Genomic DNA, 24,222 nt, shown 5'->3' with positions numbered 1-24,222 from the left:
CCTTCTCCAGCTATCCGTTTTCTATCCAGAGCGTATTGGTCAGCATTTACCCTGAATCATCAGGTCAATCTCCCTTATGGGAGATTCCTTATAAATGAGTTTACACAAAATTATTGACAGACCCAGTTCCACTGGATTTTGAATATGCAAAGCGGAAATTGAAGTTAATATGAGCCATACCGAGTAAATACAATTCCATATTTCTCATATGAAATATTAAATAGTGGCTCTAACATTTCTTCTGTTTGAGGAAAACCAGATTTCCCCCAATCATTCATAAAAGCGTCCATTTCATTATCGAATGATTCAGAAATGATTTTTTGTATGCCGACTGGTTCCAAGGGATGTATCTGGTACATGAAGTAAGAATCAGATCCATTTGTTTCAAGCCAATTGCAAATTGTAATATTAGTGTCAATTTGAGAAGTATTGTTTTTGATAGATCTGCTGACACACTCTAAAAATACTTCTGGTGGCGTGCTGGTCGTTCCGTTATTTATAAATATAATGCCACCTTTTAATTTGTCATTATTTAGGATTTCTTTGGTTGATTTTATTTGCTTTGAAGCAGATTTAATAGCATCTTGAATTGGCTCACGGAAAACATTTAAGTATAAATTATATTTGTCCGCTGGAATGTCTTGATGGTTTAGTGAAACATATTTGTTTTCTGGAACACCCAATAGATTGGCTAGTTTAGTTTTAACGGATTCTTTAAATAAGCGTTCTTCTTCAAGAATTTTTAACTCGATAATATAATCTCCAATGATATAATCAGCATTCTTTTTCATTTTTTTGCTTATATAATCTAGCCTCTTGCCTCCTGCTCTTAAGATGACTTTGTCCATAAATGCTTCAGTTAATTTTGGAATTGAGATTGGAGGGCTATCTTTAAAACCGGTCCAATTCTCTGTGAAAACAAGAAATATATTTTCGCCCTGCTTTGCTCTATAATATTGTTCTAATAATTCCCCACCCAATGCAATAACTCTTTCTTCAATTAAAATATCCTTGTGCATTTCTGATATTTGAATCCAATTTTCACGTTGAAGTTTGTCGACTGCTTTAGAAAGTGCATTTTCTTTTTCATCTTCCCCAATTAATAAACATATTTCTGCTAGGTTCCAAGGGTAATATTTCTTGTGATTTAGATTGGGATGAGCTTTAACAAGAAAACGATAGACGGCTTTTTTCAAGTTACACCTCCAATTGGATTGATATTAAAGACCAATAATAATTAAATTTCCTCCTTTATTTTAACCTCGACTCAGAATATTGCTTGAGCAATTCTATCGTGTATAGACTATTCTTTTATATAGGCAAGTAGTAATAATCTTAATTTGTCGAATCAATAACAAGGATTTTTTCAAAGACACGTACGAAAGTTAATAAAAATGTGATAATCAATAAATGATAATAAATATAAAGTTATATTTATAATTAAGTAGACTTTTACGAGGAGTTTATAAAAACAAATATCGGCAGAGAAATATTTCTACTAAAATTTATAATTTGGAAAGGAAATGATTTCAAACTGATTTTGTACTGAAAATTCTATTTCTTGTGCAATCCCAAATTAACAATGATTTAGCTGACACTTTTCTATAGGTTACATCAATTATATACTCAGTATGAAGAAAGTAACAAGAAAAAAACGGATGTGACTGAAAATATATGGATACACGAAAATTGCGTTGGTGATTTTTGATGACATGACGACACTAAATTTTTCAGGCTTTCATAATGCAGTGACTTGGCTCAAAAAACTGAATCTTTTTGGAGGAACTGACTTGGGATCTTGGCTCAAACAAAAAGATAGTAAGAAACGATAGAGGCATGACCATCCTGTCAGATCGGGAATTCATAGAGTCCATTACGACAAAAGAAAATGTGAATATAATTCAACTTTACATGGAGTATCCCTATTTTGAAGAAGATTTGAAGAAGGTATGATAGGATACATAATAAATCGAGCCGTATTGCATAACGGACAGGTGCAACCTTTCACACCAAACTTCTCGTCTAAGTACGAGGAGAAGGTAGTGTGATGAAGAAGTTAGGATTAGGCACAATAATGTTTTTGTTGATTTTCTTGTGTGCAAGTTTCCTGAATTTGAATACTGCATGGGCGCTGTCTTGTAAAATGGGAAAACCCGCTTGTTCCCCTTCCATGAAGGTGACGGATGCCTCAGAGGAACTGGCGTATTTGAAGGACAAGAAAATCCCTCTGCATAAAGAAGCTGTAGAAGAAGTGAAACAATTCTATTCTGCCCTGGTTTTTTATCGTCGTTATTGACCGAAAGAGCCGATTTTACTCCCTATTATGAATCGGTGATGAATCGGTGACGATGACAAAATCAGGGCATATGTTATGTAAACGCTTTATTTATTGGAGAAGGCTGAAAAACCGGCTAGAATCCGTTGTACTTCCTGCATGTTCTTGGTGTGACAATTTGCAGGGCTAAGGGAAGGTGGTCATGCATACATTGATTAACAACGAACGGTTATGTGCAAGCGCGCACGCGTTACGAAACAGGCTTCAGAGGGGGTATGAGTTTGTTTCGCCGCAGAAGATGGAAAAGTCAGAGAGGATGGAGGAGTCGCAAGCCGACCAAGCTGAAGAAACGGCGTATTTTTTTCTTTGCTCTGGTGATTGCGGTCTTTCTCAGCTTTCAAAGTTTTGTTTTTATCGAGCGCAACCTGAAGCCGGCCATTCTGAGTGTGGCGAAGGTCCGGGTCAAGCAGATGGCGACACAGGCGATCAATACGGCGATCACGGAAAAAATCTCGCAGGCGACCAATTTTGAGAAGCTGATTGACTGGAAGCTGGATCGGAACGGGAAGGTAACCGGCTTTATGCTGAACTATGCCGAGCACATGAAAATTACAGCAGATACTGTCAGTGTAGTGCAAAATACGCTGAATACATTGCAAAAAATTCCCGAGCATGTGCCGATCGGTCAGGCCTTTGACAGTGCCATCCTGTCTTCCTTTGGTCCGGAGATCAAGGTAAAATTTGTTCCGGCGGGTGCCGTGAAGGTAGATCTGGATACGAAGCAAAAGGACGCAGGCATCAATATGCTGCTCGTCGAAGTGTTCATTCGAATTATGACAGAAGTGACGATTATCATTCCCTTTGATACCGAACCGGAACTGGTATCCACGGAAGTACCCATTTCCTATCTGCTCGTCGTCGGAGATGTGCCCATGTATTATTTTGACAACAAGGGTCATCCGGTGGATACGCCGCATACGTCAGACGTGCTGCCTCCGACTCTGTCGCTTCCGAGCGTGAGTCCGGAATCCGATTCGGAGACCGCTCCGGAATCTTCTCCTTCTTCCGGCAACAAGGCTATACCTGGAGAAGAAGCGCTGGAGCTGCCGGTGAGCACCGAACTGCGCAGAGAGGAAGGAGATAGAAAGGGAGAAAGAGAGGGAGAAACAGCACATTTTACGTGACAGTCAGGGGAGAGTGAAGCAGAGCAACATGCAAGTTTGAGAGAGGCTGTGGGATGGCTCACACATACGGTTGACAGAGTTGTGAAAAAGCGTTTACAATAAGAATAAGTTAATATTCGTGAAGGAGTCCGAGAGATTCACGTCATACGCCTATAGGAGATATTGTGTCTATGCAGGCTGTGGCTTGAGTCTCTTTTTTTTCGATATGACAAAGGATGTGACAGGCATGGAACTCGGCACACAGCTGAAGATGATCCAAGCGCAGCGAATCATCCCGGCAGCAAGGAAATTAAAAGATTTGGAGAAGTTGTGGGAAATGGACTACAAGACGATTATCTTGCTCGATTCCCACATCAATCAGCTGAAAAGCATCGTCGGCAGTACGCAAAAGCATGGCAAGCGTATTCTGGTTCACCTTGATCTCGTTCAAGGTCTGAAGAGCGATGAATTTGGGGCTGAATTTGTCAGTCAGACCATTCGTCCAGACGGCGTGATCACCACGCGAGGATCGACCGTACCGAAGATCAAGCAGAACAAGCTGATTTCCGTGCAGCGCATGTTTCTGCTGGACAGCTCGGCGCTGCAAAAAGCGATTCGCCTGGTGGAGAAAACGAAGCCGGATGTGATCGAGGTGCTGCCTGGCGTCATTCCGCATATGATCGAGAAAGTACATCAGGAGACTCGGCTCCCTGTCATTGCAGGCGGTCTGATTGAGACGCAGGAGCAGATTGAACAAGCGCTGGAAGCTGGCGCTGCCGCAGTTACGACGTCACGCGTTGAGCTGTGGAAGGCTTATCATCCATAGGCGCATCCAGCAGCGCTGCAAGACAGTGGGAGAGGAAACAGACAAGAGGAAGGCGGTTGTGAAGCATGGGGGAGCATGCAGGCTATATTTTGGCCCTGGATCAGGGGACCACGAGTACACGAGCCATCGTATTTAATCACGATGGACAGATAAAGGGTACGGCACAGCAGGAATTTACGCAGTATTTTCCGAAACCGGGCTGGATTGAGCACAATGCCAATGAAATCTGGGTATCGGTCATGAGCGTGATTAATAACGTGCTGTCAGAATGTCATATTCAGCCCGATCAGATTAAGGCTATCGGGATTACAAATCAGCGCGAAACGACAGTCGTATGGGATAAACAGACCGGCTGGCCCATCTATCATGCGGTCGTGTGGCAGTCGCGTCAAACAGCAGAGATTTGTGAGACGTTAAAGGAACAGGGGCATGAAGATACGTTCAAAGCCAAAACCGGACTGTTAATAGATTCTTACTTCTCAGCGACAAAAATCAGGTGGATTCTGGATCATGTGGAAGGGGCCAGTGAAAAGGCCGAGCGAGGGGATCTGCTGTTCGGGACGATTGATTCCTGGATTATTTGGAAGCTCACGGGCGGCAAGACCCATGTGACAGATTATTCCAATGCATCCCGTACGCTGCTGTACAATATTCATACGCTGGAATGGGACGAGGAATTGCTGGATATTATGCAGATTCCTGCCTCCATGCTGCCGGAAGTCAGACCTTCGTCAGAGGTGTACGGGAAGACAGAGCCGTACCATTTCTTCGGTCAGTCGATCCCAATTGCATCGGCTGCGGGCGACCAGCAGGCGGCCCTGTTCGGTCAGGCCTGCTTCGAAGCAGGTATGGCCAAGAACACCTACGGCACCGGCTGCTTCATGCTGATGAATACCGGTGAGGAAGCGATTCAGTCCAAGCGCGGCCTGTTGACCACGATTGCCTGGGGCATGAATGGAAAGGTGGAGTACGCGCTGGAAGGAAGCATATTCGTAGCAGGATCAGCGATCCAATGGTTGAGAGACGGACTGCGCATGCTCAAGTCCGCAAGTGACAGTGAAGCTTACGCTGCCAGGGTCGCGTCCACAGAAGGTGTATATGTCGTGCCGGCCTTTGTTGGCCTTGGTACCCCTTATTGGGACAGCGAGGTCAGAGGCGCGATATTCGGTCTGACAAGAGGAACCAACAAGGAGCACTTCGTCCGGGCCACGCTGGAATCGATGGCTTATCAGACCAAGGATGTGCTGTCTGTGATGGAGGAAGACTCGGGCATTCACCTGAAAACATTGCGGGTCGATGGCGGTGCTTCACATAACGATCTGCTTATGCAGTTTCAGAGCGATATGCTGGCGGTAAAGGTAGAGAGACCGATGGTGAAGGAAACGACGGCTTTGGGCGCTGCGTATATGGCTGGACTGGCTGTCGGATTCTGGAAAGACCGGGAAGAGATTGAACAGCTATGGCGATTGGATCGTGATTTTGAATGTCGCATGGATGAAGGGTTGAGACAGACCCGATATACAGGATGGAAAAAGGCCGTGGAAGCTGCGATTTATTTCAAGCCGGTCGAGAGCTGATTCCCGCAGGAACAGCTGCAGCATGATACAAGTTCATCAGGGGCCAGAGACGCAGAGAAGCCGCGCAGCAACTCTATCCGAAAAGGGGTAGGGTATTCTGCGCTTTTTTTTATCGCACGGTATTTTTTTCGAACGGGATCGGGATATGAACAGGAGGAGATGGCATGAATCAAACAGCAGCAACAACAGCAGAAGTAGGGGCGCTTGCCTTTTCCGCATCGTCACGAGCGGAACATATAGAGCGAATGAAAGCGAACAAGCTGGATGTCCTGGTCATTGGAGGCGGCATTACGGGCGCAGGGATCGCACTCGATGGTGTAACAAGAGGCCTGTCCGTGGGACTGATTGAAATGCAGGATTTCGCAGAGGGAACGTCCAGTCGTTCTACCAAGCTGATTCACGGCGGACTGAGGTATCTGAAGCAGTTCGAAGTGAAAATGGTGGCTGAGGTAGGCAAGGAACGGGCGGTTGTGTACGAGAATGCCCCTCACGTTACGATTCCGGAGTGGATGCTGCTTCCGATTTACAAGGGAGGCACCTTCGGCAAGTTTTCGACTTCGGTTGGGCTTCGATTCTATGATTATTTGGCAGGTGTTAAAAAGGAAGAACGGCGATCGATGCTGTCCGCTGCCCAGGTCAAGGAGCGGTGCTCGCTGCTCAAGGATGAGGATTTACTTGGAGGCGGCTATTATGTTGAATACCGGACGGATGATGCCAGGTTAACGATCGAAGTGATGAAAAAGGCGGTGGAGAACGGAGCCTATGCCAGCAATCATCTCAAGGCGAAGGAACTCATCTATGAAGGGGACCGTCTGATCGGTATACAGGCTGAGGACCAGTTGACCGGTGAAAGTCATGACATCTATGCACACCGTATTGTCAATGCAGCCGGTCCCTGGGTGGACACGTTGCGCGAGAAGGATGGTTCCAAGAAAGGCAAAACATTGCGACTGACCAAAGGCGTTCATATTGTTGTGGATCAGGTCAAGTTTCCGTTGCAGCAGGCCGTCTATTTCGATACGTCTGACGGACGAATGGTATTTGCCATACCGAGAGATGGAAAAACCTATATCGGCACGACGGACACCAATTACAAGGGAGACATCGCAAAGCCTGTCATGACAGAAGCTGATCGGGATTATTTGCTTCAATGTATTGCAGATATGTTTCCCTCTGTCCAGTTAAAGCCGGAGGATGTGGAGTCCAGTTGGGCCGGTCTGAGACCGCTCATTCATCAGGAGGGTAAAGACCCGTCGGAAATTTCCCGCAGAGATGAGATTTTCGTCTCCGATTCCGGTCTGATCTCTATTGCAGGCGGCAAGTTGACAGGATATCGGAAAATGGCCGAGCAGGTCGTGACCCTCGTACAGAAGCTGCTGACGGAATCAACAGGTCACCGTTGGAGCGGGAAAAGTTTGCATGATCTGCCTGCTTGCCGTACGAAAAATATGGCGCTGTCCGGTGGAGAGGTTGGCGGTTCACAAGGTTTCCCGCGCTTTATTCGAGAGAAGACGGAGCGGGTGAAGTCGTTAGGATTGTCTGAGGAAGTGGCGAAACGATGGGTCATGCGGTACGGTTCTAATATAGAGGATGTCCTGGCGCGATATAAACAGCTTGCCAAGCAGGAGCAGGCCGTATTGCTGACAGAACTGGCTTATAGCTTCGAGCATGAGATGGTGATGAGGCCGATGGATTTTCTGTGCAGACGAACAGGCGCATTATTTTTTGAGATGGATGCGGTTCAGCGGAACAAGGAAAGGGTCGTTGCTGAATTTCAACAGCAGTTTGGGTGGACAGACGAACAGGCGCGGCAAGCGCAACAAACGGTTGAGGAACAGATCCAAGAGGCACGATCAGGCCAGTAGAACACGAAAGGGTTGCTTTCGCAGTCGAACCTGTCTGCGGAAGCAACCCTTTTCTATGCTTAGCTCCATGCAGTTTAGCAAGTGCATGAATTTTTGGTGGTTATGGTTTCACACTCTCTTGCGTCACTTGGTCAAAGTATTTGATCGACCATGACTCCAGCAATTGGAGCGCGGGAAAGAGTTCTTTTCCCAGCTCTGTAAGCTCATATTCGACTCTGGGAGGGACCTCGGGGTACGTTTTTTTGAGGATCAGCCCATGTTGCTCCATCTCGTTCAGCTTTTGTGTCAGCACTTTCTGGCTGACCCCGCTCGTAATGCGTTGCAACTCCAGAAATCGTTTCGGTCCATCGCTGAGATGACATAGAATGACAGATTTCCATTTCCCACGTACGAGTTCCATTCCCCAATCGATGTGACACACGAATTTTTTGCCATTATGTTCAAGCATGCGCTCACCTTCTCGTCCATCAGCGTTAATCACATTTTACTACATCCGTTCGAGAATTCAAGGCTTGCGCCTGGTCTGCCATTTAGCAGAACGTTAAGGTTTTATCGGTTATTTTGCTTTGCGTCTTGCCTTGTATTCAGCTCTTTCCCACCGTTTCAGCATAGGGTAGGGGTCAAAAGACCAGTCACTGTAGCCATTGTCTCGGTATAATCCATAGTGCAGGTGTGGAGGAAATTTGCCCGAAGTGCCAGGCTTTCCGTAGCCCGAGCTGCCTACCCAGCCAATGACTTCTCCGGGCTGCACGATATCGCCAGCCTTGTATTGCTTGTTGAAGCCGGAGAGGTGAGCATAGTAGTGATAGATGTTGTTAATGTCCCGGATGCCTACGCGCCAGCCGCCATACCGGTTCCACCCCATAATCTCGATGACCCCGTATGTGGTGCTCCGAACGGGGACGCCATAGCCGGCGAATATATCTGTGCCTTCATGAATGCGTCTGCCTCCCCATCCACGGGCAGCCCCCCAGGTGCTGCGATAGGAATATTGGGACGTAATCGGGACGGGGAAGGCGTGCCTCGACAGATCGATGGAGCCGAAGTGTTGATAAATGCGTGCAAACTGGTTGATGCGTCTGGCGATGCGGTCATTCTGGTAATAGTTCCAGACGGCTGCAGGAAAATCTTCCTTGCTCATTCCGCTATCCAGCAGTAAACGGGCCATCGTATACAGGACATCTGCGTCATTGCTTCTCTCAGCCTTGCCATCTCCGTCCCCATCCTGCCCGATTCCCCCGAACAGTTCGATGGTTTCAGGCTGATGATCAGCTTGATCGGGATTGAACAGACCCGACCATTGAATTTCTGAGAATTGGATCGCGATCAATCCGTCCCGCTTCGGATATTTCTTCGGATGGGTCTGGCTGCGTGTGCGTTCATATTGATCGACAGCAGCGAGCTGATACCAGGGGATGCCGGTTACCAGTGCCATGTCCTCAATCAGCATTCGCCGGGCATACATGGGAGATTGAGAGGGGTCGTCTTTATTGGATTTACCAGAACTGCTTGTCATGCTTTGGATGCCGCTTTGTTTCCCCGGTATGGCGGTTTTTGCAGACGGTTGGGGTTGGTTCGTCGAATCAGTGATCACGATAGCGGTGCCATGGGTCGCTTCCACGGATTGTGGATTCGTACAACAGGAAGTTTTCGTTAACAGGGATGCGGACGCTTGTCCCGGCTGTGCCAGCAAGAATGCCGTTACGCTCAATAGTAACAGCGGCATGCGGATGAAGGCTATGTATGGTCTCATAAATGAATCCCTCCAAATCAGTAAATGACAGCTCGATGCTGTCGGTTATTTTCTCCTTCTTGCTCGCTGCTTATGTATGTGCAGGGATGTTTCTGCTATGATGGGGAAAATAAGGTGAGATGGAGGCGACGCCATGGCATCATTTAATCATGCTGAGGAGCATGTGGACCCAGATATGATTGTGTTGCAGGCCAATCTGGATGACATGAATCCGGAGCACAGCTCTTATGTGATGGACCGATTGTTTGAAGCTGGGGCCAATGACGTCTATTGGATTCCGATTATCATGAAGAAAGGACGTCCAGGCATGATGCTGAACGTTCTTGTTTCCGAGACGAAACTGGGGCAAATGGAGGCAATTATTTTTCGGGAAACGACGACACTGGGCATTCGCTATCAGAAATGTACCGTTCATCGATTAGGCAGAGTAATGGAACAGGTAGAAACGATTTGGGGAAGTGTGACGGTTAAAGCAGGCATTTATGAAGGGGAAGTCGTCCAGTTTGCACCGGAATTTGCGGATTGTGAACGCATTGCCAGGCAGGCAGGCGTTCCATTGAAGCAGGTATATGAAGAAGTCAGACGCAAATACGCAGAGCAGCAGGGAGCGCAATAATGCCGTGAGGCAGTCGAAAATTCTGCGCATGGAGAGGGTTAATTCGCGGTGCTGTCAACAAAATCAAGCCGGCCTCTTGTTATAGGAGGCCGGCTTGAAGCAATAAAGGATCGCGTTATGGATGTTCGTTATGATCATGACCATGGTCATGATGATGGTGATGGGAGTGCTCTCCATCGTGAGTATGATCATGATGGTGATGAGCATGGTCATCTGAATGGTTGTGTGAATGATGATGGTGCTCATGATCATGTGCATGATGATGGGCGTGATTCTGCTGGTGCCTGTTCTGTTCCCTTTGAATAGCCAGCTCGAGATTGGCGGCAGTCGTATCTCCTATCACGGATCTAAGTGCATTCGGCTGCTGCGGCAGATCACGTGTGCCTGCCCCATAGCCAATTGCTGTCACCTTCATGTGCGGCATGGCTTCCATCCAGTCATGTACGAGGGAAGCCGCAATGCCTGCTCCGGTCGGTGTGGTTAATTCTGCTTTGTGCACCGAATGGGCAAGGGGCAGTCCTTTCATAATCTCCAGCGCGGCTGGCGCGGGAACCGGATAAAGACCGTGATCACATCGGACAAAGCCGGAGCCCATCGGGATCGGAGAGGAGAGCACCCGATCTACCTGCAACGAATGGAGAGCGAGGGCAGCGCCTACCGTATCTACGATAGAGTCTACGGCGCCAACTTCATGGAAGTGAACCTTTTCGAGCGGGATGCCGTGAATCTTTCCTTCCGCCTTTCCGATGCGAAGAAAGATATCGAGCGCGGTTGCGGTGACGTCAGGTGCCAGATTGGCCTGTTCGATCAGCTGCACGATGTCGGTGTAGTGACGATGATGGGTGTGAGCGGCTGCCTCTGTGACCACGACGTCTGCCTTCACAGAGGTAATGCCATTCTTCACGACGTTTTTCGTTTGCAGCTCGAATCCACTCAAATTCAGCTTGCCAAGCTCTTGCTTGATATATGAGACATCTGCACCAGCATCAATTAGTGCGGCCAGAAACATATCTCCGCTGATGCCGGAGAAGCAATCGAGATATAAAATCTTCATTTCACTGGATCTCCTTAGGATGCGTGACCCATCGGGGTGATGGGAAACGGATTATGGTTGTACGTTGCCACGATTTCTCAAGATGGTAGCCGCTGCATACCCGGCTCCGAAACCATTGTCAATATTTACGACGGTAACGCCGGGCGCACAGGAATTGAGCATGGACAATAACGCTGCCAGACCTTCGTAGTGAGCGCCATAGCCAATGGAGGTCGGCACTGCGATCATCGGTTTGTCAACCAAACCGCCCAGCACACTGGCCAGTGCGCCTTCCATGCCGGCCACGACGATGATGACATCCGCTTCGCGAATCTGGTCAAGCTTGGCAAACAGGCGATGAATTCCGGCAACCCCGACGTCATGAATGCGGATCACCTCACACCCCATAATGGCCGCAGTAGCCGCAGCTTCTGAAGCTACTGGCAGATCGGAGGTACCCGCACAGACGACGGCTGCTTTCCCGTACAAACCGGTTGCTTCCGTGACGGGGTGCTTGCGCCAAGTGAGGGTGCGGCCGACTTCATCATATTGTGCTTCAGGAAATTGCGACAGCACGTACGCACCCTTCTCCGCATCGACGCGGGTAGCAAGAATGCGATCGGTATATTCACTCAGTCGGTTCATAATGTTTAGAATCTGCTCCGCTGTTTTTCCTTCTCCATAGATGACTTCCGGGAATCCAAGTCTTTGCTCGCGATTCACGTCAAGATGGGTTCCTGCCTCGTTTATTTCGACTACGCCTTTTTGAAGCGCTGCGGTATAGCTCTCCAGCTTTTCCTGCAATTGCGTCATGGTCAGCAATCCGGCTTCAAATTCTTTGAGAAATTGGGATATGGACATGTCAGTTGGACTCTCCTGTCTGTGAGGCATAGACGTTACGATCAAGCACCTCGTTCATACTGCCTGTTCGATAGCCTTGCAAGTCAAGGGTGACATATTTGAACCCGAGCTTCGTAAAGGTTTGATGGATCTCTTCACGCGCTTCCAGCAGCTTGCTGATTTCCTCCGGCATGACTTCAATTCGGGCAATCTCATCATGATGACGAACACGCACCTGATACAGGCCAAGTTTCAGCAAGTATTCCTCTGCTGCATCAAGTTGATCAATTTTATGCTTCTCGATCTTGGTCCCGTAAGGAATACGGGAGGACAGGCAGGCAAAGGAAGGCTTGTTCCAGGTAGGCAGACCCTGCTCTTTGGACAGCTGTCTGATCTCCTCCTTGGTCATGCCTGCTTCCTGCAAAATGCTGCGCACGCCCTGTTCATTTTTTGCTTTTAACCCGGGACGGTAATCACCGAGGTCATCGACATTGGAGCCGTCGAGAATGTATGGGTAGCCATGCTCCGCGGCCATATTTTTCAAATGGACATAGAGTCCGGTTTTGCAATGATAGCAGCGACTGGGATCGTTTTTCACAAAATCGGCATTTTCCAGCTCTTGTACCTCGGTCTTGATAAGCTTCACATCAAGGTCTTGTGCCAGCTGAACCGCGGCATCGAATTCCCTGCTCGGAAATGTTTCGGAGGCTGCCACGACGGCGACGACGTTATCCCCAAGTTCCTGCTTCGCACGAAGTAAAACAAAGGTGCTGTCTACGCCCCCGGAAAAAGCGACTAGCGCGCTTCCCATTTCTCTTAAAATCGAACCTAATCGGGCATCTTTCTCCTGTAAGGATAAGGGTTGATTCATCGATATTCCTCCTCCATGAATGTCATACGCTGTTAAACTTATCTTAACAGAAACGGGCGACGATGTGGAATGTTAGGGCAAACATGTTATAATACGAAGATAGGATGGGAGAATGAGACAGAACATTCATACTGAACCGTAAGGCAGGCGATAAACATGGCACTTACTACCAAGCGCAAGCCGGACTGGTTAAAGATAAAATTGACGTCCGGAGATGAATTCAAAGAATTCAAGGAATTAAAGCAGATGATGCGGTCGAAGACGCTTCATACCGTGTGTGAAGAAGCGAAATGTCCGAATATCCACGAATGCTGGGCGAACCGTACCGCAACCTTTATGATTTTGGGCGATACATGCACGCGTGCATGCCGATTTTGTGCGGTCAATACCGGACTGCCTACAGAACTGGATCTCCAGGAGCCGCAGCGTGTGGCAGAAGCAGCAGAGCAGATGGGCCTGAACCATTGTGTCATTACTTCTGTTGCCAGAGATGATCTTCGTGATGGCGGGGCAAGTATTTTTGCAGAATCGGTCAAGGCCGTTCGTGAAAAGCTGCCTTTATGCAGCGTGGAGGTGCTGATCCCGGATTTCATGGGAAATGCAGAGGCGCTGGAAAAGGTGCTCGATGCGAAGCCCGATGTGCTGAATCACAATGTAGAAACCGTCGAAAGATTGTCAGATCGGGTTCGTTCCAAAGCGAAGTATGCCCGAACCTTGGGACTGCTTCGGACATCTAAAGCGTACGCGCCCAAAATTCCGACAAAGTCCAGTATCATGATCGGGGTAGGAGAAACCTGGGAAGATATTTTGCAGACGATGGATGACCTGCGAGCCGTAGATTGCAACATTTTAACAATTGGGCAGTATCTGCAGCCAACCAGACATCATCTGAAGATTGAAAAATATTATACACCTGAAGAGTTCGAAGCACTGAAGGAAGAAGGCTTGAAGAGAGGATTCAGTCACGTGGAATCCGGCCCGCTCGTCAGAAGCTCATACCATGCTCATGAACAAAAGGAAGCCGCAGATCGTACGATTGCAGCGGAGCAGGCATAGCTGAATCTTCCCTTCAACTGAACCGCAGTGTGAGATGGAGGGGAAACGATTGATTCAATTGGGTGGCAAGCAATATGAACTGTTGAAGGATCACCGAAACGGATGGAATGCGGAAGCGTTTCGGGATCGCTACAGTGAAGTGTTGGACAAGTACGAATACATTGTCGGGGACTGGGGCTACAACCAGCTTCGCCTGAAAGGCTTTCACAAAGAGCATACAGGCAAGCAGGTTCCGAGAGACCAGAATACCTTCGATCAGCTTGAAGATTACTTGCTGGAATACTGCAATTTCGGCTGTGCCTACTTCGTGTTGAAGCGGATGGAAGAGCCCAAGAAAGAGCGACCTTCCAGGGAGGGGCGCGAAGGACGTGAAGGTGGCAGACACCATCGTTCTTCAGATCGCCGGGAGAAAGCAGATCGGTCTGGCAAATCGGAAAAGCCGGACAAATCCTCGCAAAAACAACACGCCTGACAAGAGCGTGCCAGAAACAACCGTGTGAAACATGTAAATACGAAACGGCGACCTTCTGCCTGATCTAAGATCTGGAGAGGTCGCCGTTTTTTGTAGTCATTTAAAGCTGACATTTAAGAAACACAATTACAATACCAGTAGTGCTAAACCTTGAACTAGCAGCTATAATCTAGACAGCAAAAAGGAGTATGCTTAGTTGGATGACAGATCATAGAAGGTAATTTACTCCCAAAGAAAAGCTCGTCTAGAAAACGATCGGAAAAATAGTGGATGAGTTACACTCGAAATTGGAAATATATTTAATATAGAGGTGAAAGGATATGCCTAAAATCGACAATATGTTGGCGATGATATGGATGCTGCGTTCAGGTGAAAAAATAACCGCAAAACAAATCTCAGAAAAATTAGAAATGAACATAAGAACGGTGTATCGTTATATGGATACCATTTCAACAAGTGGCGTCCCTATCATTTCTGAACCAGGACATAACGGTGGATACACTTTATTGAACAATTTTATTGAGGCTCCTCTTTTTTTTGATTTTGAGGAGCAAACTTCACTATACCATGCGGCTGTTTTTGCAGAAGAAGCCGGATATTATGGAGGTGAAGCACTCAATAGGGCCACTTCAAAACTAAGTAAATACGCAAACAAACAGCAGGAAACAAAGGTAAATCAACATTTTGATAGTCTTGAAGTCATAAGTCGAGTAAGTTCTCTCTCCATGGAATCTTTTTTGAAGGAGTTGGAGCAGGCCTTAGCTAACAGGTACTCAGTAAAAATGGTTTACCATAAAAGTGGCGAAAAGGAATTCAATTATAGAATGGTCGATCCGTACAAAATTCTCTATTGGAATCATAAGTGGTATGTGATTGGATTTTGTCATCTTAGAAATGATATCCGTAGTTTTAGAGTAGATCGAATTGAAAGTCTCATATTAACCGAAAATAAGTTTAACCGGCCAGAAAATTTTTCAGCACGTGACTTCTTTATGAAAAATCATCTACCAGCTATGGAAGATAAGGAAGGGATGATTTCTTTGGTTATTAGTGGGGATAAAAGTGCATTGGCTGATATTTGCCAACATTGGTTTTTAGGACATTATGTACATGAACGGACTTCAAATCAAGCCGTTTTTCTTCTTGAAAAAGATATCGTACATACATATGTACCTTATTTACTTTTGCCGTACAATAAATCGATTAAAGTGATGGAGCCAGTAAGTCTGAAGAAAAAACTTGTTGAAGTTCTGTCGGACTTAATAAAATTTCATCAAGAATCATAACTTCACTGACGCTAACTGTCAGTGAAGCTATTATATAATGGCTACATCAATCGTGATTGGAGTGCTATTGGATGCAAACAAAAAAAGCTTTTCTATATGTATTTCATACAATGTCGGACTGGGAATATGGATATTTAACTGCTGAACTAAACTCAGGCAGATATTTCAAAAAAAATGTAGCACCCTTGAAAGTAATGACTGTAGGCGCTAATAAAGAAATGATTACGACGATGGGAGGACTGAATATAAAACCAGATATTTCTCTGGATGAATATACTTTTGAGCATAAAGATCTATTAATTTTACCAGGAGGGACTACTTGGAATGAAGACATCCATCAACCTATCTTGGAATCAATTGGACAAGCTTTAAAGAATGGCACGATCGTTGCTGCCATTTGTGGTGCAATTGAGGCCCTTGCGAATAGGGGATACTTAGATACTAGAAGACATACAAGTAATCATTTAGCATACACGAAAATGGTATGTCCTAACTATAAAGGAGAAAAATTCTACGATGTGGAATCTGCGATATCTGATGCGAATTTAGTTACGGCATCAGGAATAGCTCCTCTGGAATTTGCGATGGAAGTTCTGAAAAAACTAGATGTCTTTGCACCAGATACATTACATGCATGGTATCACCTCAATAAGACTCATAAAGATGAATACTTCTTCCAGTTAATGAATTCATTAAATAGCTGAGCGAATGTAACAGAAAAGCCCACTTTCTCTATTTGTTTTGCAGAGAAGTTGGGCTTTTTAATTTGATATTTCCTTATCGTTGTAAATCCGCATGTTTCTTTTTTTACTGTGATTCAGCGTTGTTCGTCGTACTTGGAGCCAATAAAGGCCTCTTTCACGCGGTTCCAGAATGGAAAAGGACGATATCTGGCGAAGCGAACCTTTTGTCTGGCCACTTTGCATCGCAGCGTTTGGACCGCTTCAAATTCCAATTGCATATGATCGACTGAGATTTGCAAGGGCTGGTTGGTCTTCGGGTAAATATCACAGTGGTGATGCTTGGGAAGCAGCATGGAAGAACCGAGCGTTCGGAAAACACGGTTGTTGATCGAAGCCATCTCGGCAATTTGAATGGTTTCGATAGCCGGATGGATGATCGCGCCGCCCAGGCTTTTGTTATAGGCCGTGCTTCCAGACGGGGTGGAGATGCACATGCCGTCCCCGCGAAACATCTCAAACGGTGTATCGTTGAGATGCAGTTCAGCTACGAGTGTAGATCGTCCCCCACGCAAGGTACATTCATTCAGGGCATAGTACGTATGGGATTGCCCGTCAAGGGTCGTAATCTCGATATCCAGCAGTGGGTATTCCACAATCTTGTGAGAGAACAACTGGGGAGAACTTGCCATCAGCTCCACCAATGTCTCAAGTTCGTCTGATTTCCAGTCGGCATAAAAGCCTAAATGTCCGGTATGTACGCCTACAAATGAAATGCGGTCGAGCTGTTCGACGAAGGAATGAAAGGCCAGTAGCATCGTTCCGTCTCCGCCGATGGAAATGACAATGTCGGGATTTTTTTCGTCTTGTTTCATGTGACGTTCTTCAGCCATTGCTTCAAACGCTTTTTTTAAGGAATTAGAGGTTTCATCCCCTCGGCTCAATACATAGTAGTTCAAACTCATTTCCTCCTAACCGCTTGTTCCATCTCATCATATCGAATCTGCGGACAGAACTCAACGGGAAGTAGGCGGACGCAGCAGGTGAACGATTCGGCGAATGTGATGCATGAGCCAGCTGAGCAGGAGCAAGCCGAGCAACAGGAAGAGGAAGAGGCGTATCACCTGCAGGCTGCTGGTGAAGGATACGGCGAAGGCAGACTGTGCATCAGGCGACCAGACCGGAAGCAGCACATGCTCCAGGTGAGGCGTGAATGGCCAGAGAAGCAGTACGAGCACAAAAGCAAGGAGACCATGAATTAGCCGCGCAGCAATGAAGGGACGCATACGCATGTCTGTACGATTGATCAGGCTGGCGACCTGGGCGTGGACGCTCAACCCTCCCCAGGATAAAAGGAGCGCTGCCGTTGCGCTTGCCAGCTTAAGCGATTCGGTTCCCGCCAAATTCCCTGCATGCTTCGCCCCTAGCGTTACCTCGAACAGTCCGCTAACGATGGGAACAGAGAAGGAAACGGGCAGGGCAATGAATGCAAACAAGACGGCGAGTATGTCATACAGGCGGTCGAGGATCTGCACGATTTCGAGGCATGCGATGAGTACCGAGAAAAATACGACGAGTCCGCCAATCACCATCACAAGCTGGACGGCGGACTGGATGGATTCGCGCAGCAGGGTGCCCACGGGTTTGTTCTGTATGATTCGGGAACGATGCATGGCCATAAAGGCTTCACGCAGTAAAGAGCCGGAAGGCGGTGTGTCATCGGGAATGGGCCTTGGAGGCTGGATCTGAGCATGATCGTTCCTGCACGAGTTGGCTCGTCGCACCTTGTTCTCGTTCGTTCCATAGAAGCGGTATAGAAGGCCGACCAGGAGTGCAGCGGAATAGTGGGCAAGTGCAAGCACTACGGCAATTTCAGCCTGATGAAAAAAGCCGACGGATACGGCGCCAATCAGGAAAATGGGGTCGGATGTCGTTGTGAACGAAATCAGCCGCTCGCCTTCTGTTCGACTGATCAACTGCTGCTCCCGCAATTGGGCGGTCAGGCGGGAACCAACCGGATAGCCGGAAGCGAAGCCCATGGCGAGTACAAATCCACCCAGTCCGGGTACCCGAAACAGGGGACGCATGAGGGGATCGAGTAAGGTGCCGAAGAAATGGACGATACCGAAGCCCAGCATCAGCTCCGAAATGACGAGAAACGGAAACAGGGCAGGAAAGAGCACCTCCCACCAGATGTCGAGACCCTGCATGGAAGCCTGAAGCAGCGGTTGGGGATAAAGAATGAAAAGGGCCAGCATGCCCGTCATGGTCAGAAAGAGGCACAGATATGCAGCAGAATAAGCTTGTCGGATCACGTACAGGAATCCTCCATTCTATCGTCAGACCATGTTGTCCGGTTGTATATTGCTACCCAGTATATGAAACGGGAGAGGGGAATATGAATGGTTGTCCGAGCGGGTCATGCGAAGGACAGGCTTCCGTGCTATAATGAAAAAAATAAATGCTGGAGGAGCGATGTGCATGACGGAACGTCCCCCTGAATCTCTATATGAATGGATCGGCGGCGAAGAAACCATTCGCAAAATGGTGGAAGCCTTCTACCCGATCGTACAGCAAAATCCACAGATTGGCCCGTTGTTCCCAGAAGATATCGAGCCTGTTCAAGATAAGCAGTTTTTGTTCCTGACACAATTTTTTGGTGGCCCGCCTCTTTATTCGAATGCCTATGGGCATCCGATGATGCGAGCCAGACATCTTCCATTTCCGATTACCAAGGAACGGGCAGACGCCTGGCTCGGCTGTATGAAACAGGCGCTGGAGCAGATCGGCATGGAGGACAAGAAGAAGAAAATGATTCTGGAGCGCCTGTCTGCGCCCGCCTATCATTTTATCAACCGTGACGGTTCTTGATACCGTTCAGAATTTAAACCAGCCACAGGGAGAGGAGCTGACAGGGATGGTAGAGCCGCTCTATACAATTCAGCAGCAATGTTCATTGTGCGAGACCCCATATCATTCGTCCAAAGTCAGACCGAAGTTCAAGAAAGCGATGTCGAGAGACAGTGATTTCTGCCATTATTACGAGGATGAACGCTATAATCCGGAATACTATGTCGTACAGGTATGTCCAACCTGTGGGTACGCCCACACGGAAAATTTCGAAGCCAAATGGAATGAGGCAGCGAAGAAACAGTTTTTTGACAAGATCGCGGCCAACTGGACCTTCCGGGATTATGGCGGAGAAAGAACGTGGGAAGACGCGATGAGCGCCTATAAGATCGCACTGGTGTGCGCGCAGATTACACAGCAGAGTGATCGGGTGATTGCGGGTTTGCTGCATCATATCGCGTGGCTCTATCGCTACCGCAAACAACATGAGCAGGAGAAGCGGTTCCTGCAATTTGCGCTGGATGCCTACATCCGGGTCTATGAAATCGAAGGTGTCAGTGTCAACAATGCCAAGCTGATGTATTTGTTAGGGGAATTGCAGCGCAGATTGAAAAATTACAATGAAGCGATTCGCTGGTTCAGCCGGGTCGTGAATGATCAGAAAATTATGGATGCAGCGATGATAGCAGCCTGTCGGGAGCAATGGGCGGTCGTTCGTGAGGATATGGAACGGGACAAATTGCAGGCAGAGGCCTGATTGATGATTGATGAATGAGGAAACGTAAATGAGGACAGAAGGATACGGGGACGCCTGCGCGCCCTGTATTCTTTTTTTACTGCGGGCTCTCAGAGCGGATAGAGCGAATAGAGAGCTCAGAGCGAACAGAACGGATAGAAAGGCAGCTGTTCCCTTGTCGTTGCAGCGCCAAGCTGACCGCAATTGGTATCTGTAACAAATCATGCGGCTGTTTGGTTCTGATTTTTGTTTGACCACATATAGAAAACGCTTACCGCCTGGCTTACAATGAAGTCATCGATCGAATTACGCTCAAAGGGGTGAACCTATGAAAATCGCGTTAGCCCATTTCAGGGTAGGAGAAACAGACGGTGTTTCACTTGAAATGGAAAAATGGAAGCTGGTATTGGAGCAAATGGGACATGAGGTCGTCTTTCTGGCAGGGAGTCATGGTACCGGGAACGCCTATGTGATCGATGAACTGCATTACAAGCACCCGAGAAACAATCTGTTTGTAGACAATGCGTATGATGAACGAGCAAATTATTTAACCGAACAGGCATTGAAAGAAGATATCCTGGCGTTTGCCAAGCAGATTGAACATAAATTGTGTGAGTTCATTACGACGCACCACATTGATATGATGATTCCGAACAATATCTGGTCTCTAGGGTGGGGGCTGCCGGCAGGCATTGCTTTCACGGAAGCGGCCAAACGGACAGGCATCGCCTTTGTGGCTCACCATCATGATTTTTACTGGGAGCGTGAACGATACAGTCATCCAACCTGCAGCTTTGTTCAGGAGTGGCTGGAAACCTATTTCCCGCCAAATCTCAGCAATGTGAAGCATGTGGTTATCAATGAGATTGCCAAGGCCGAGCTGTATGAACGTCGGGGCATTGAGGCGACAGTCGTTCCAAATGTCTTCGATTTCTCTGGAGAACCATGGGTGGCAGATGACTTTAACGCAGACTTCCGTCAAGCAATCGGGGTCAAGGAACAGGATTTGCTGGTGTTGCAGGCAACACGGATTACAGAGAGAAAGGCGATCGAGCTTGGCATCGATGTCGTGGCGGAGATGCAAAAGCCGGAATATTTGCAGACGCTGCAGGAAAAGGGCCTTTACAATGGCAAACGATTTGAAGCGGACAGCAAAATCGTATATGTATTCGCCGGTCTGCCTGAGTCGACTGATCAATATTTGGAGCAGTTAAATGAGAAAGCGGCCAAATTGAACGTGGATATTCGATACGTCAATGACCATATTGAGCACGAACGCGTTCAGCATGAAGAGACCAAATCATTCTCCTTGTGGGATGCTTACGTCCATGCCGATTATGTGACGTATCCGAGCATTCTCGAGGGATGGGGCAATCAGCTGCTGGAAGCGGTCTATGCCAGAAAACCGATGGTCATTTATGAATACCCTGTATATGAGAAGGACATCAAAGCCAAACATTTCAACTTTGAATCCTTGGGCAATACGCATACGGTTCAGGACAACGGTCTTGTTCAGGTAGCGGATCAGCGGGTTCGGGAAGCGGCGCAGGCTGCGATTGACACCCTGACGGATCGAAGCCGGTACGAAGCAGTGACCAGTCACAATTTTGACATCGGCAAGACCTATTACTCCTACGAGTCACTCTATGGCTACTTGTCGCAAGTGATCGAGCCAGCAAATGAGAAACAAGAGGTTGACACACCCGAACTGAAATCGCTATCATGAAGTCATGCAGGAAATTGCCATCGTTGGCAAAGAAACAGGTGACGACTGAAAATGAGAAAACGGGTAACGATTAAAGATGTCGCAGAAACATGTGGCATTTCCATTCGCACAGTGTCGAGGGTCATCAATCATGATCCGAATGTGAAGAAAGAGACGAGAGAACGGATTCAGGCCGTTATTGATGAGCTGGGATTTGAAGCGAATCTCATTGCTCGCCGCCTGAAGGAAAAAAGTTCGAACCAGATCGTCGTATTCATTGATCGGCATGATGAACAATACTGGAGCACCTTTCATAATGAAATTATTCAGGAGCTGTACCGCGAAACACGAGCAAAGGGGTACCGGATGGTCATTTCGGCCTCTTCGGCAGACAGTTTTGAAGAGGATGAGAACGACGGTTTCTTCATTATCAAGAACGGGTTTTGTGACGGGGCCATTATGTTTGATTCCAAATATGGTGACAAGCGCATTGAATACTTGAAAAAGCATGAGCTGCCTTTTGTTATCATCGGGAAGGATATGGTCCATGCGGACACGCCATTTGTTGATCTCGACAATGAACAGGCCGGCTATCTCGGTGCAAGCTATCTGTACGAACGCGGCTATCAACATGTCGCTTTTCTGCTCGGAAATGAAGATTTCCTGGTCAATCAGGAGCGGGCACAGGGATTTCGACGGTTTTGCGAGGAAAAGCAGCTTGAGCCAGCGATTTATTACGGCATCTCGGACATGAAGGCCGCCTATGAGCGAACGAAGCAGTTATTGGAAGAAGACGCTGCGATCTCCCTGTTTATTTCGGGTGATGAACGTGCGCTGGGTGTCTACCGGGCTGTTCAGGAAAAGGGATTGCGGATTGGACAGGACCTGGCGGTTCTCGGTATTGATAATGTGAAGATGGGGGCATATATGTATCCTCCGCTCACGACGATTGATCAGCCCAAGAAGCAATTCAGCCAATCGGTACTGGAAATCTTGTTCCAAAGGCTCGGTGAGACAGGCACAGCACCTCATCGAAGACTGATCGAGCCAGCCATCGTGGAGCGGGAATCTGTCTAGTGCATGTCATCGAATGCGATCAGATGGGATCAAACGAATCAAATGAAATCAAATCTGATCGTAACAAAACGTTTTTTCGTATACATTGCCATCGTTGGCAAATATATGGGCACATAAATGGACAAACAATAAAAGGAGGCTATTCAAATGAAAAAAAGAACCTCAATTTTCGCGGTGTTTATGGTATTCGTGCTTGTCCTGGTCGGATGCAGCAGCAATAACAATGGTCAAAATGGAAACGACGGAGCCGCAGGTGACAATGGACAGAAGGAGAACGTATCCATTCGTATGCAGATTGCTTGGGACACGGATTCCGGTCGCGGTCAGGCTATCCAGAAGATCGTGGATGAGTTTGAGAAACAGCATGAGCATATCGATGTTCAGCTTGTGGCTTCCACTCAGAACAATCAGAAACTGCTGACCCAGGTACTAAGCGGAGAAGCACCGGAATTGCTGCAAGTGCCTTATCGCGAAGTGAAGAGTTTGGGTTCAGAGGGTGCATTTGTGGATTTGACAGAAGACTTTCAGGAAGAATCCCAGCATTTCTATGATCAGTTGATTGACCTTGGGTCTGTAGAGGGACAACTATACGGATTCCCTTGGTTGGGACATACCATTCAGCTCGTGTACAACAAAACCATGTTTGAAGAAGCAGGCATCGACGGACCACCGACCACATGGGACGAGCTGTATGAAACGGCCAAGAAACTGACGAAAGATACAGACGGTGACGGCAAACTGGATCAGTATGGCATCGGTCTCGTAGGCAAGCAGCACCACGATATTACGTGGTTGGTAAATATGTTTGTTTCCCAGGCAGGTGGAGAACTGGTGAAGCAGGATGGTGAGGAGTACAAGGTTGCATTGAACTCACCGGAAGGCAAGGAAGCCCTCGCTTTCTATAAAAAGCTGGTCGATGAAGTTGCGCCTCCGGATACAAGCAATAAAGATGGCGGTGCCGTCATGGCCGATTTCCGTAACGGAATTGTAGCGATGGAATTCCAGGGACCATGGGGCATTACAGATATCTGGAAAAATGGCAACCCGTTTGAGGTGGATGCCGCGTTGGCTCCAGCTGGCGCAGCAGGCACTGCTTCCGACCTTGGTCCATACATGCTGTCTATTCCAGATGGCATTGACGAAGACAAAGAGTCCGCAGCCAAGGAGCTGATTCGATTCCTGGGAACGAAGGAAGCGCAGGAAATGATCATGCTGGGTGAAGAAGGAGAGGACGGCAATTTCTATCCGTTCCGTGTGCCAATGCGCAAGGATTTGGCAGATGCTGAATATTTCAAGGAGCATCCTGAATTCCTCGTCTTTATTGAAGGTCTGAAGACACCGAGCATCTCTTCTCCGACAGACTCCTGGGTGAGAGTAGAGGAAGAAGTGTATCAGAGTGAGCTGAACAATCTCGTCACGGGCAGCAAATCGGTCGATGAGGTTCTAAGTACCATTGAGGAAAAAGGAAATAAATTACTAGCTAAATAGAGAGAATATAGAGCACCGACGCGCTTGACGGTTGGTGCTCTCCTTTTACCGCA

General features: G+C 47.6%; 23 protein-coding genes. 15 read left to right on the top strand and 8 right to left on the bottom strand.

Annotated features, from left to right (window positions below; genetic code table 11):
• Window positions 1-164: 164 nt before the first annotated feature.
• On the bottom strand, window positions 165-1,196 hold the full coding sequence (locus tag ACFSUC_RS03925) for a hypothetical protein (RefSeq protein ID WP_379928181.1): 1,032 nt from the start codon (window positions 1,194-1,196) through the stop codon (window positions 165-167).
• 851 nt (window positions 1,197-2,047) lie between these two features.
• On the opposite strand from ACFSUC_RS03925, the gene ACFSUC_RS03920 reads away from it, so the two are divergent.
• From ACFSUC_RS03920 to ACFSUC_RS03900, 5 genes are all read left to right on the top strand, one after another.
• A complete protein-coding gene (locus ACFSUC_RS03920; protein WP_379928180.1) occupies window positions 2,048-2,296 on the top strand; it encodes a hypothetical protein in 249 nt (82 codons plus the stop codon).
• A 260-nt stretch (window positions 2,297-2,556) separates the two neighbouring features.
• Window positions 2,557-3,459, top strand: coding sequence for a sporulation protein YunB (gene yunB / locus ACFSUC_RS03915; protein ID WP_379928179.1), 903 nt, complete (start codon window positions 2,557-2,559; stop codon window positions 3,457-3,459).
• Between the two features lie 226 nt (window positions 3,460-3,685).
• The gene (locus ACFSUC_RS03910; protein ID WP_379928178.1) at window positions 3,686-4,264 is read left to right on the top strand and encodes a glycerol-3-phosphate responsive antiterminator; all 579 of its coding nucleotides are present in this window, start codon (window positions 3,686-3,688) and stop codon (window positions 4,262-4,264) included.
• 65 nt (window positions 4,265-4,329) lie between these two features.
• Entirely contained in the window at window positions 4,330-5,841 is a 1,512-nt protein-coding gene (gene glpK / locus ACFSUC_RS03905) for a glycerol kinase GlpK (protein ID WP_379928177.1), read from the top strand.
• A gap of 164 nt (window positions 5,842-6,005) precedes the next feature.
• The gene (locus ACFSUC_RS03900) at window positions 6,006-7,706 is read left to right on the top strand and encodes a glycerol-3-phosphate dehydrogenase/oxidase (RefSeq protein WP_379928176.1); all 1,701 of its coding nucleotides are present in this window, start codon (window positions 6,006-6,008) and stop codon (window positions 7,704-7,706) included.
• Window positions 7,707-7,806: 100 nt separating this feature from the next.
• Here ACFSUC_RS03900 and ACFSUC_RS03895 read toward each other — a convergent pair whose 3' ends face one another.
• Window positions 7,807-8,154 carry a winged helix-turn-helix transcriptional regulator gene (locus ACFSUC_RS03895; RefSeq protein WP_379928175.1) on the bottom strand — a complete coding sequence of 116 codons (348 nt, stop codon included), beginning with the start codon at window positions 8,152-8,154 and terminating at the stop codon, window positions 7,807-7,809.
• 108 nt (window positions 8,155-8,262) lie between these two features.
• Window positions 8,263-9,459 carry a M23 family metallopeptidase gene (locus ACFSUC_RS03890; protein ID WP_379928174.1) on the bottom strand — a complete coding sequence of 399 codons (1,197 nt, stop codon included), beginning with the start codon at window positions 9,457-9,459 and terminating at the stop codon, window positions 8,263-8,265.
• Between the two features lie 133 nt (window positions 9,460-9,592).
• Here ACFSUC_RS03890 and larC point away from each other — a divergent pair, with 133 nt between their 5' ends.
• Entirely contained in the window at window positions 9,593-10,075 is a 483-nt protein-coding gene (gene larC, locus ACFSUC_RS03885; protein WP_379928173.1) for a nickel insertion protein, read from the top strand.
• A gap of 115 nt (window positions 10,076-10,190) precedes the next feature.
• Here the strand turns inward: larC and ACFSUC_RS03880 are convergent, their stop codons facing one another.
• The 3 genes from ACFSUC_RS03880 to larE are packed head-to-tail and all read right to left on the bottom strand — an operon-like array spanning window position 10,191 to window position 12,819.
• Entirely contained in the window at window positions 10,191-11,129 is a 939-nt protein-coding gene (locus ACFSUC_RS03880) for a LarC family nickel insertion protein (protein ID WP_379928172.1), read from the bottom strand.
• A 51-nt stretch (window positions 11,130-11,180) separates the two neighbouring features.
• A complete protein-coding gene (gene larB / locus ACFSUC_RS03875; RefSeq protein ID WP_379928171.1) occupies window positions 11,181-11,969 on the bottom strand; it encodes a nickel pincer cofactor biosynthesis protein LarB in 789 nt (262 codons plus the stop codon).
• Between the two features lies 1 nt (window position 11,970).
• Entirely contained in the window at window positions 11,971-12,819 is an 849-nt protein-coding gene (larE, locus tag ACFSUC_RS03870) for an ATP-dependent sacrificial sulfur transferase LarE (RefSeq protein ID WP_379928170.1), read from the bottom strand.
• Between the two features lie 156 nt (window positions 12,820-12,975).
• On the opposite strand from larE, the gene lipA reads away from it, so the two are divergent.
• From lipA to ACFSUC_RS03850, 4 genes are all read left to right on the top strand, one after another.
• Entirely contained in the window at window positions 12,976-13,875 is a 900-nt protein-coding gene (gene lipA, locus ACFSUC_RS03865) for a lipoyl synthase (RefSeq protein ID WP_379928169.1), read from the top strand.
• Between the two features lie 49 nt (window positions 13,876-13,924).
• Window positions 13,925-14,347: a YutD family protein gene (locus ACFSUC_RS03860; protein WP_379928168.1), complete on the top strand. Its 423-nt coding sequence runs from the start codon at window positions 13,925-13,927 to the stop codon at window positions 14,345-14,347.
• Between the two features lie 320 nt (window positions 14,348-14,667).
• Window positions 14,668-15,633: a helix-turn-helix transcriptional regulator gene (locus ACFSUC_RS03855; protein ID WP_379928167.1), complete on the top strand. Its 966-nt coding sequence runs from the start codon at window positions 14,668-14,670 to the stop codon at window positions 15,631-15,633.
• A gap of 71 nt (window positions 15,634-15,704) precedes the next feature.
• Window positions 15,705-16,337, top strand: a complete 633-nt coding sequence (locus ACFSUC_RS03850; protein WP_379928166.1) for a type 1 glutamine amidotransferase family protein — start codon at window positions 15,705-15,707, stop codon at window positions 16,335-16,337.
• Window positions 16,338-16,450: 113 nt separating this feature from the next.
• Here ACFSUC_RS03850 and ACFSUC_RS03845 read toward each other — a convergent pair whose 3' ends face one another.
• Window positions 16,451-17,278 carry an NAD kinase gene (locus ACFSUC_RS03845; RefSeq protein WP_379928165.1) on the bottom strand — a complete coding sequence of 276 codons (828 nt, stop codon included), beginning with the start codon at window positions 17,276-17,278 and terminating at the stop codon, window positions 16,451-16,453.
• Between the two features lie 51 nt (window positions 17,279-17,329).
• Window positions 17,330-18,580, bottom strand: coding sequence for a sporulation integral membrane protein YlbJ (gene ylbJ / locus ACFSUC_RS03840; RefSeq protein WP_449288686.1), 1,251 nt, complete (start codon window positions 18,578-18,580; stop codon window positions 17,330-17,332).
• Between the two features lie 214 nt (window positions 18,581-18,794).
• Between ylbJ and ACFSUC_RS03835 the strand changes: the two genes are divergently transcribed.
• The 5 genes from ACFSUC_RS03835 to ACFSUC_RS03815 all read left to right on the top strand — a co-directional run bounded on the left by ACFSUC_RS03835 (window position 18,795) and on the right by ACFSUC_RS03815 (window position 24,169).
• Window positions 18,795-19,184: a globin domain-containing protein gene (locus tag ACFSUC_RS03835; protein ID WP_379928163.1), complete on the top strand. Its 390-nt coding sequence runs from the start codon at window positions 18,795-18,797 to the stop codon at window positions 19,182-19,184.
• A 46-nt stretch (window positions 19,185-19,230) separates the two neighbouring features.
• On the top strand, window positions 19,231-19,920 hold the full coding sequence (locus tag ACFSUC_RS03830) for a DUF2225 domain-containing protein (protein WP_379928162.1): 690 nt from the start codon (window positions 19,231-19,233) through the stop codon (window positions 19,918-19,920).
• Window positions 19,921-20,227: 307 nt separating this feature from the next.
• Window positions 20,228-21,625, top strand: a complete 1,398-nt coding sequence (locus ACFSUC_RS03825; protein ID WP_379928161.1) for a glycosyltransferase — start codon at window positions 20,228-20,230, stop codon at window positions 21,623-21,625.
• A 51-nt stretch (window positions 21,626-21,676) separates the two neighbouring features.
• A complete protein-coding gene (locus ACFSUC_RS03820; RefSeq protein WP_379928160.1) occupies window positions 21,677-22,681 on the top strand; it encodes a LacI family DNA-binding transcriptional regulator in 1,005 nt (334 codons plus the stop codon).
• A gap of 147 nt (window positions 22,682-22,828) precedes the next feature.
• A complete protein-coding gene (locus ACFSUC_RS03815) occupies window positions 22,829-24,169 on the top strand; it encodes an ABC transporter substrate-binding protein (RefSeq protein WP_379928159.1) in 1,341 nt (446 codons plus the stop codon).
• The last annotated feature ends 53 nt before the right edge of the window (window positions 24,170-24,222 follow it).

This window comes from Marinicrinis sediminis, from assembly GCF_042685085.1.
Classification (GTDB): Bacteria; Bacillota; Bacilli; order Paenibacillales; family KCTC-33676; genus Marinicrinis; species Marinicrinis sediminis.
This window is presented reverse-complemented; position numbering and strand designations above follow the sequence as displayed.

Bases quoted from the DNA above. Each gene is read 5' to 3' on its own strand.
- ACFSUC_RS03900 (WP_379928176.1), top strand. From the start codon at position 6,006: ATGAATCAAACAGCAGCAACAACAGCAGAAGTAGGGGCGCTTGCCTTT.
- ACFSUC_RS03830 (WP_379928162.1), top strand. From the start codon at position 19,231: ATGGTAGAGCCGCTCTATACAATTCAGCAGCAATGTTCATTGTGCGAG.
- ACFSUC_RS03845 (WP_379928165.1), bottom strand. From the start codon at position 17,278: ATGAGTTTGAACTACTATGTATTGAGCCGAGGGGATGAAACCTCTAAT.
- glpK (WP_379928177.1), top strand. From the start codon at position 4,330: ATGGGGGAGCATGCAGGCTATATTTTGGCCCTGGATCAGGGGACCACG.
- larE (WP_379928170.1), bottom strand. From the start codon at position 12,819: ATGAATCAACCCTTATCCTTACAGGAGAAAGATGCCCGATTAGGTTCG.
- larB (WP_379928171.1), bottom strand. From the start codon at position 11,969: ATGTCCATATCCCAATTTCTCAAAGAATTTGAAGCCGGATTGCTGACC.
- ACFSUC_RS03895 (WP_379928175.1), bottom strand. From the start codon at position 8,154: ATGCTTGAACATAATGGCAAAAAATTCGTGTGTCACATCGATTGGGGA.
- ACFSUC_RS03855 (WP_379928167.1), top strand. From the start codon at position 14,668: ATGCCTAAAATCGACAATATGTTGGCGATGATATGGATGCTGCGTTCA.
- ACFSUC_RS03815 (WP_379928159.1), top strand. From the start codon at position 22,829: ATGAAAAAAAGAACCTCAATTTTCGCGGTGTTTATGGTATTCGTGCTT.
- ACFSUC_RS03820 (WP_379928160.1), top strand. From the start codon at position 21,677: ATGAGAAAACGGGTAACGATTAAAGATGTCGCAGAAACATGTGGCATT.
- ACFSUC_RS03890 (WP_379928174.1), bottom strand. From the start codon at position 9,459: ATGAGACCATACATAGCCTTCATCCGCATGCCGCTGTTACTATTGAGC.
- ACFSUC_RS03880 (WP_379928172.1), bottom strand. From the start codon at position 11,129: ATGAAGATTTTATATCTCGATTGCTTCTCCGGCATCAGCGGAGATATG.
- ACFSUC_RS03835 (WP_379928163.1), top strand. From the start codon at position 18,795: ATGACGGAACGTCCCCCTGAATCTCTATATGAATGGATCGGCGGCGAA.
- ACFSUC_RS03825 (WP_379928161.1), top strand. From the start codon at position 20,228: ATGAAAATCGCGTTAGCCCATTTCAGGGTAGGAGAAACAGACGGTGTT.
- ACFSUC_RS03910 (WP_379928178.1), top strand. From the start codon at position 3,686: ATGGAACTCGGCACACAGCTGAAGATGATCCAAGCGCAGCGAATCATC.
- lipA (WP_379928169.1), top strand. From the start codon at position 12,976: ATGGCACTTACTACCAAGCGCAAGCCGGACTGGTTAAAGATAAAATTG.
- ACFSUC_RS03850 (WP_379928166.1), top strand. From the start codon at position 15,705: ATGCAAACAAAAAAAGCTTTTCTATATGTATTTCATACAATGTCGGAC.
- larC (WP_379928173.1), top strand. From the start codon at position 9,593: ATGGCATCATTTAATCATGCTGAGGAGCATGTGGACCCAGATATGATT.
- ACFSUC_RS03920 (WP_379928180.1), top strand. From the start codon at position 2,048: ATGAAGAAGTTAGGATTAGGCACAATAATGTTTTTGTTGATTTTCTTG.
- ylbJ (WP_449288686.1), bottom strand. From the start codon at position 18,580: ATGACGGGCATGCTGGCCCTTTTCATTCTTTATCCCCAACCGCTGCTT.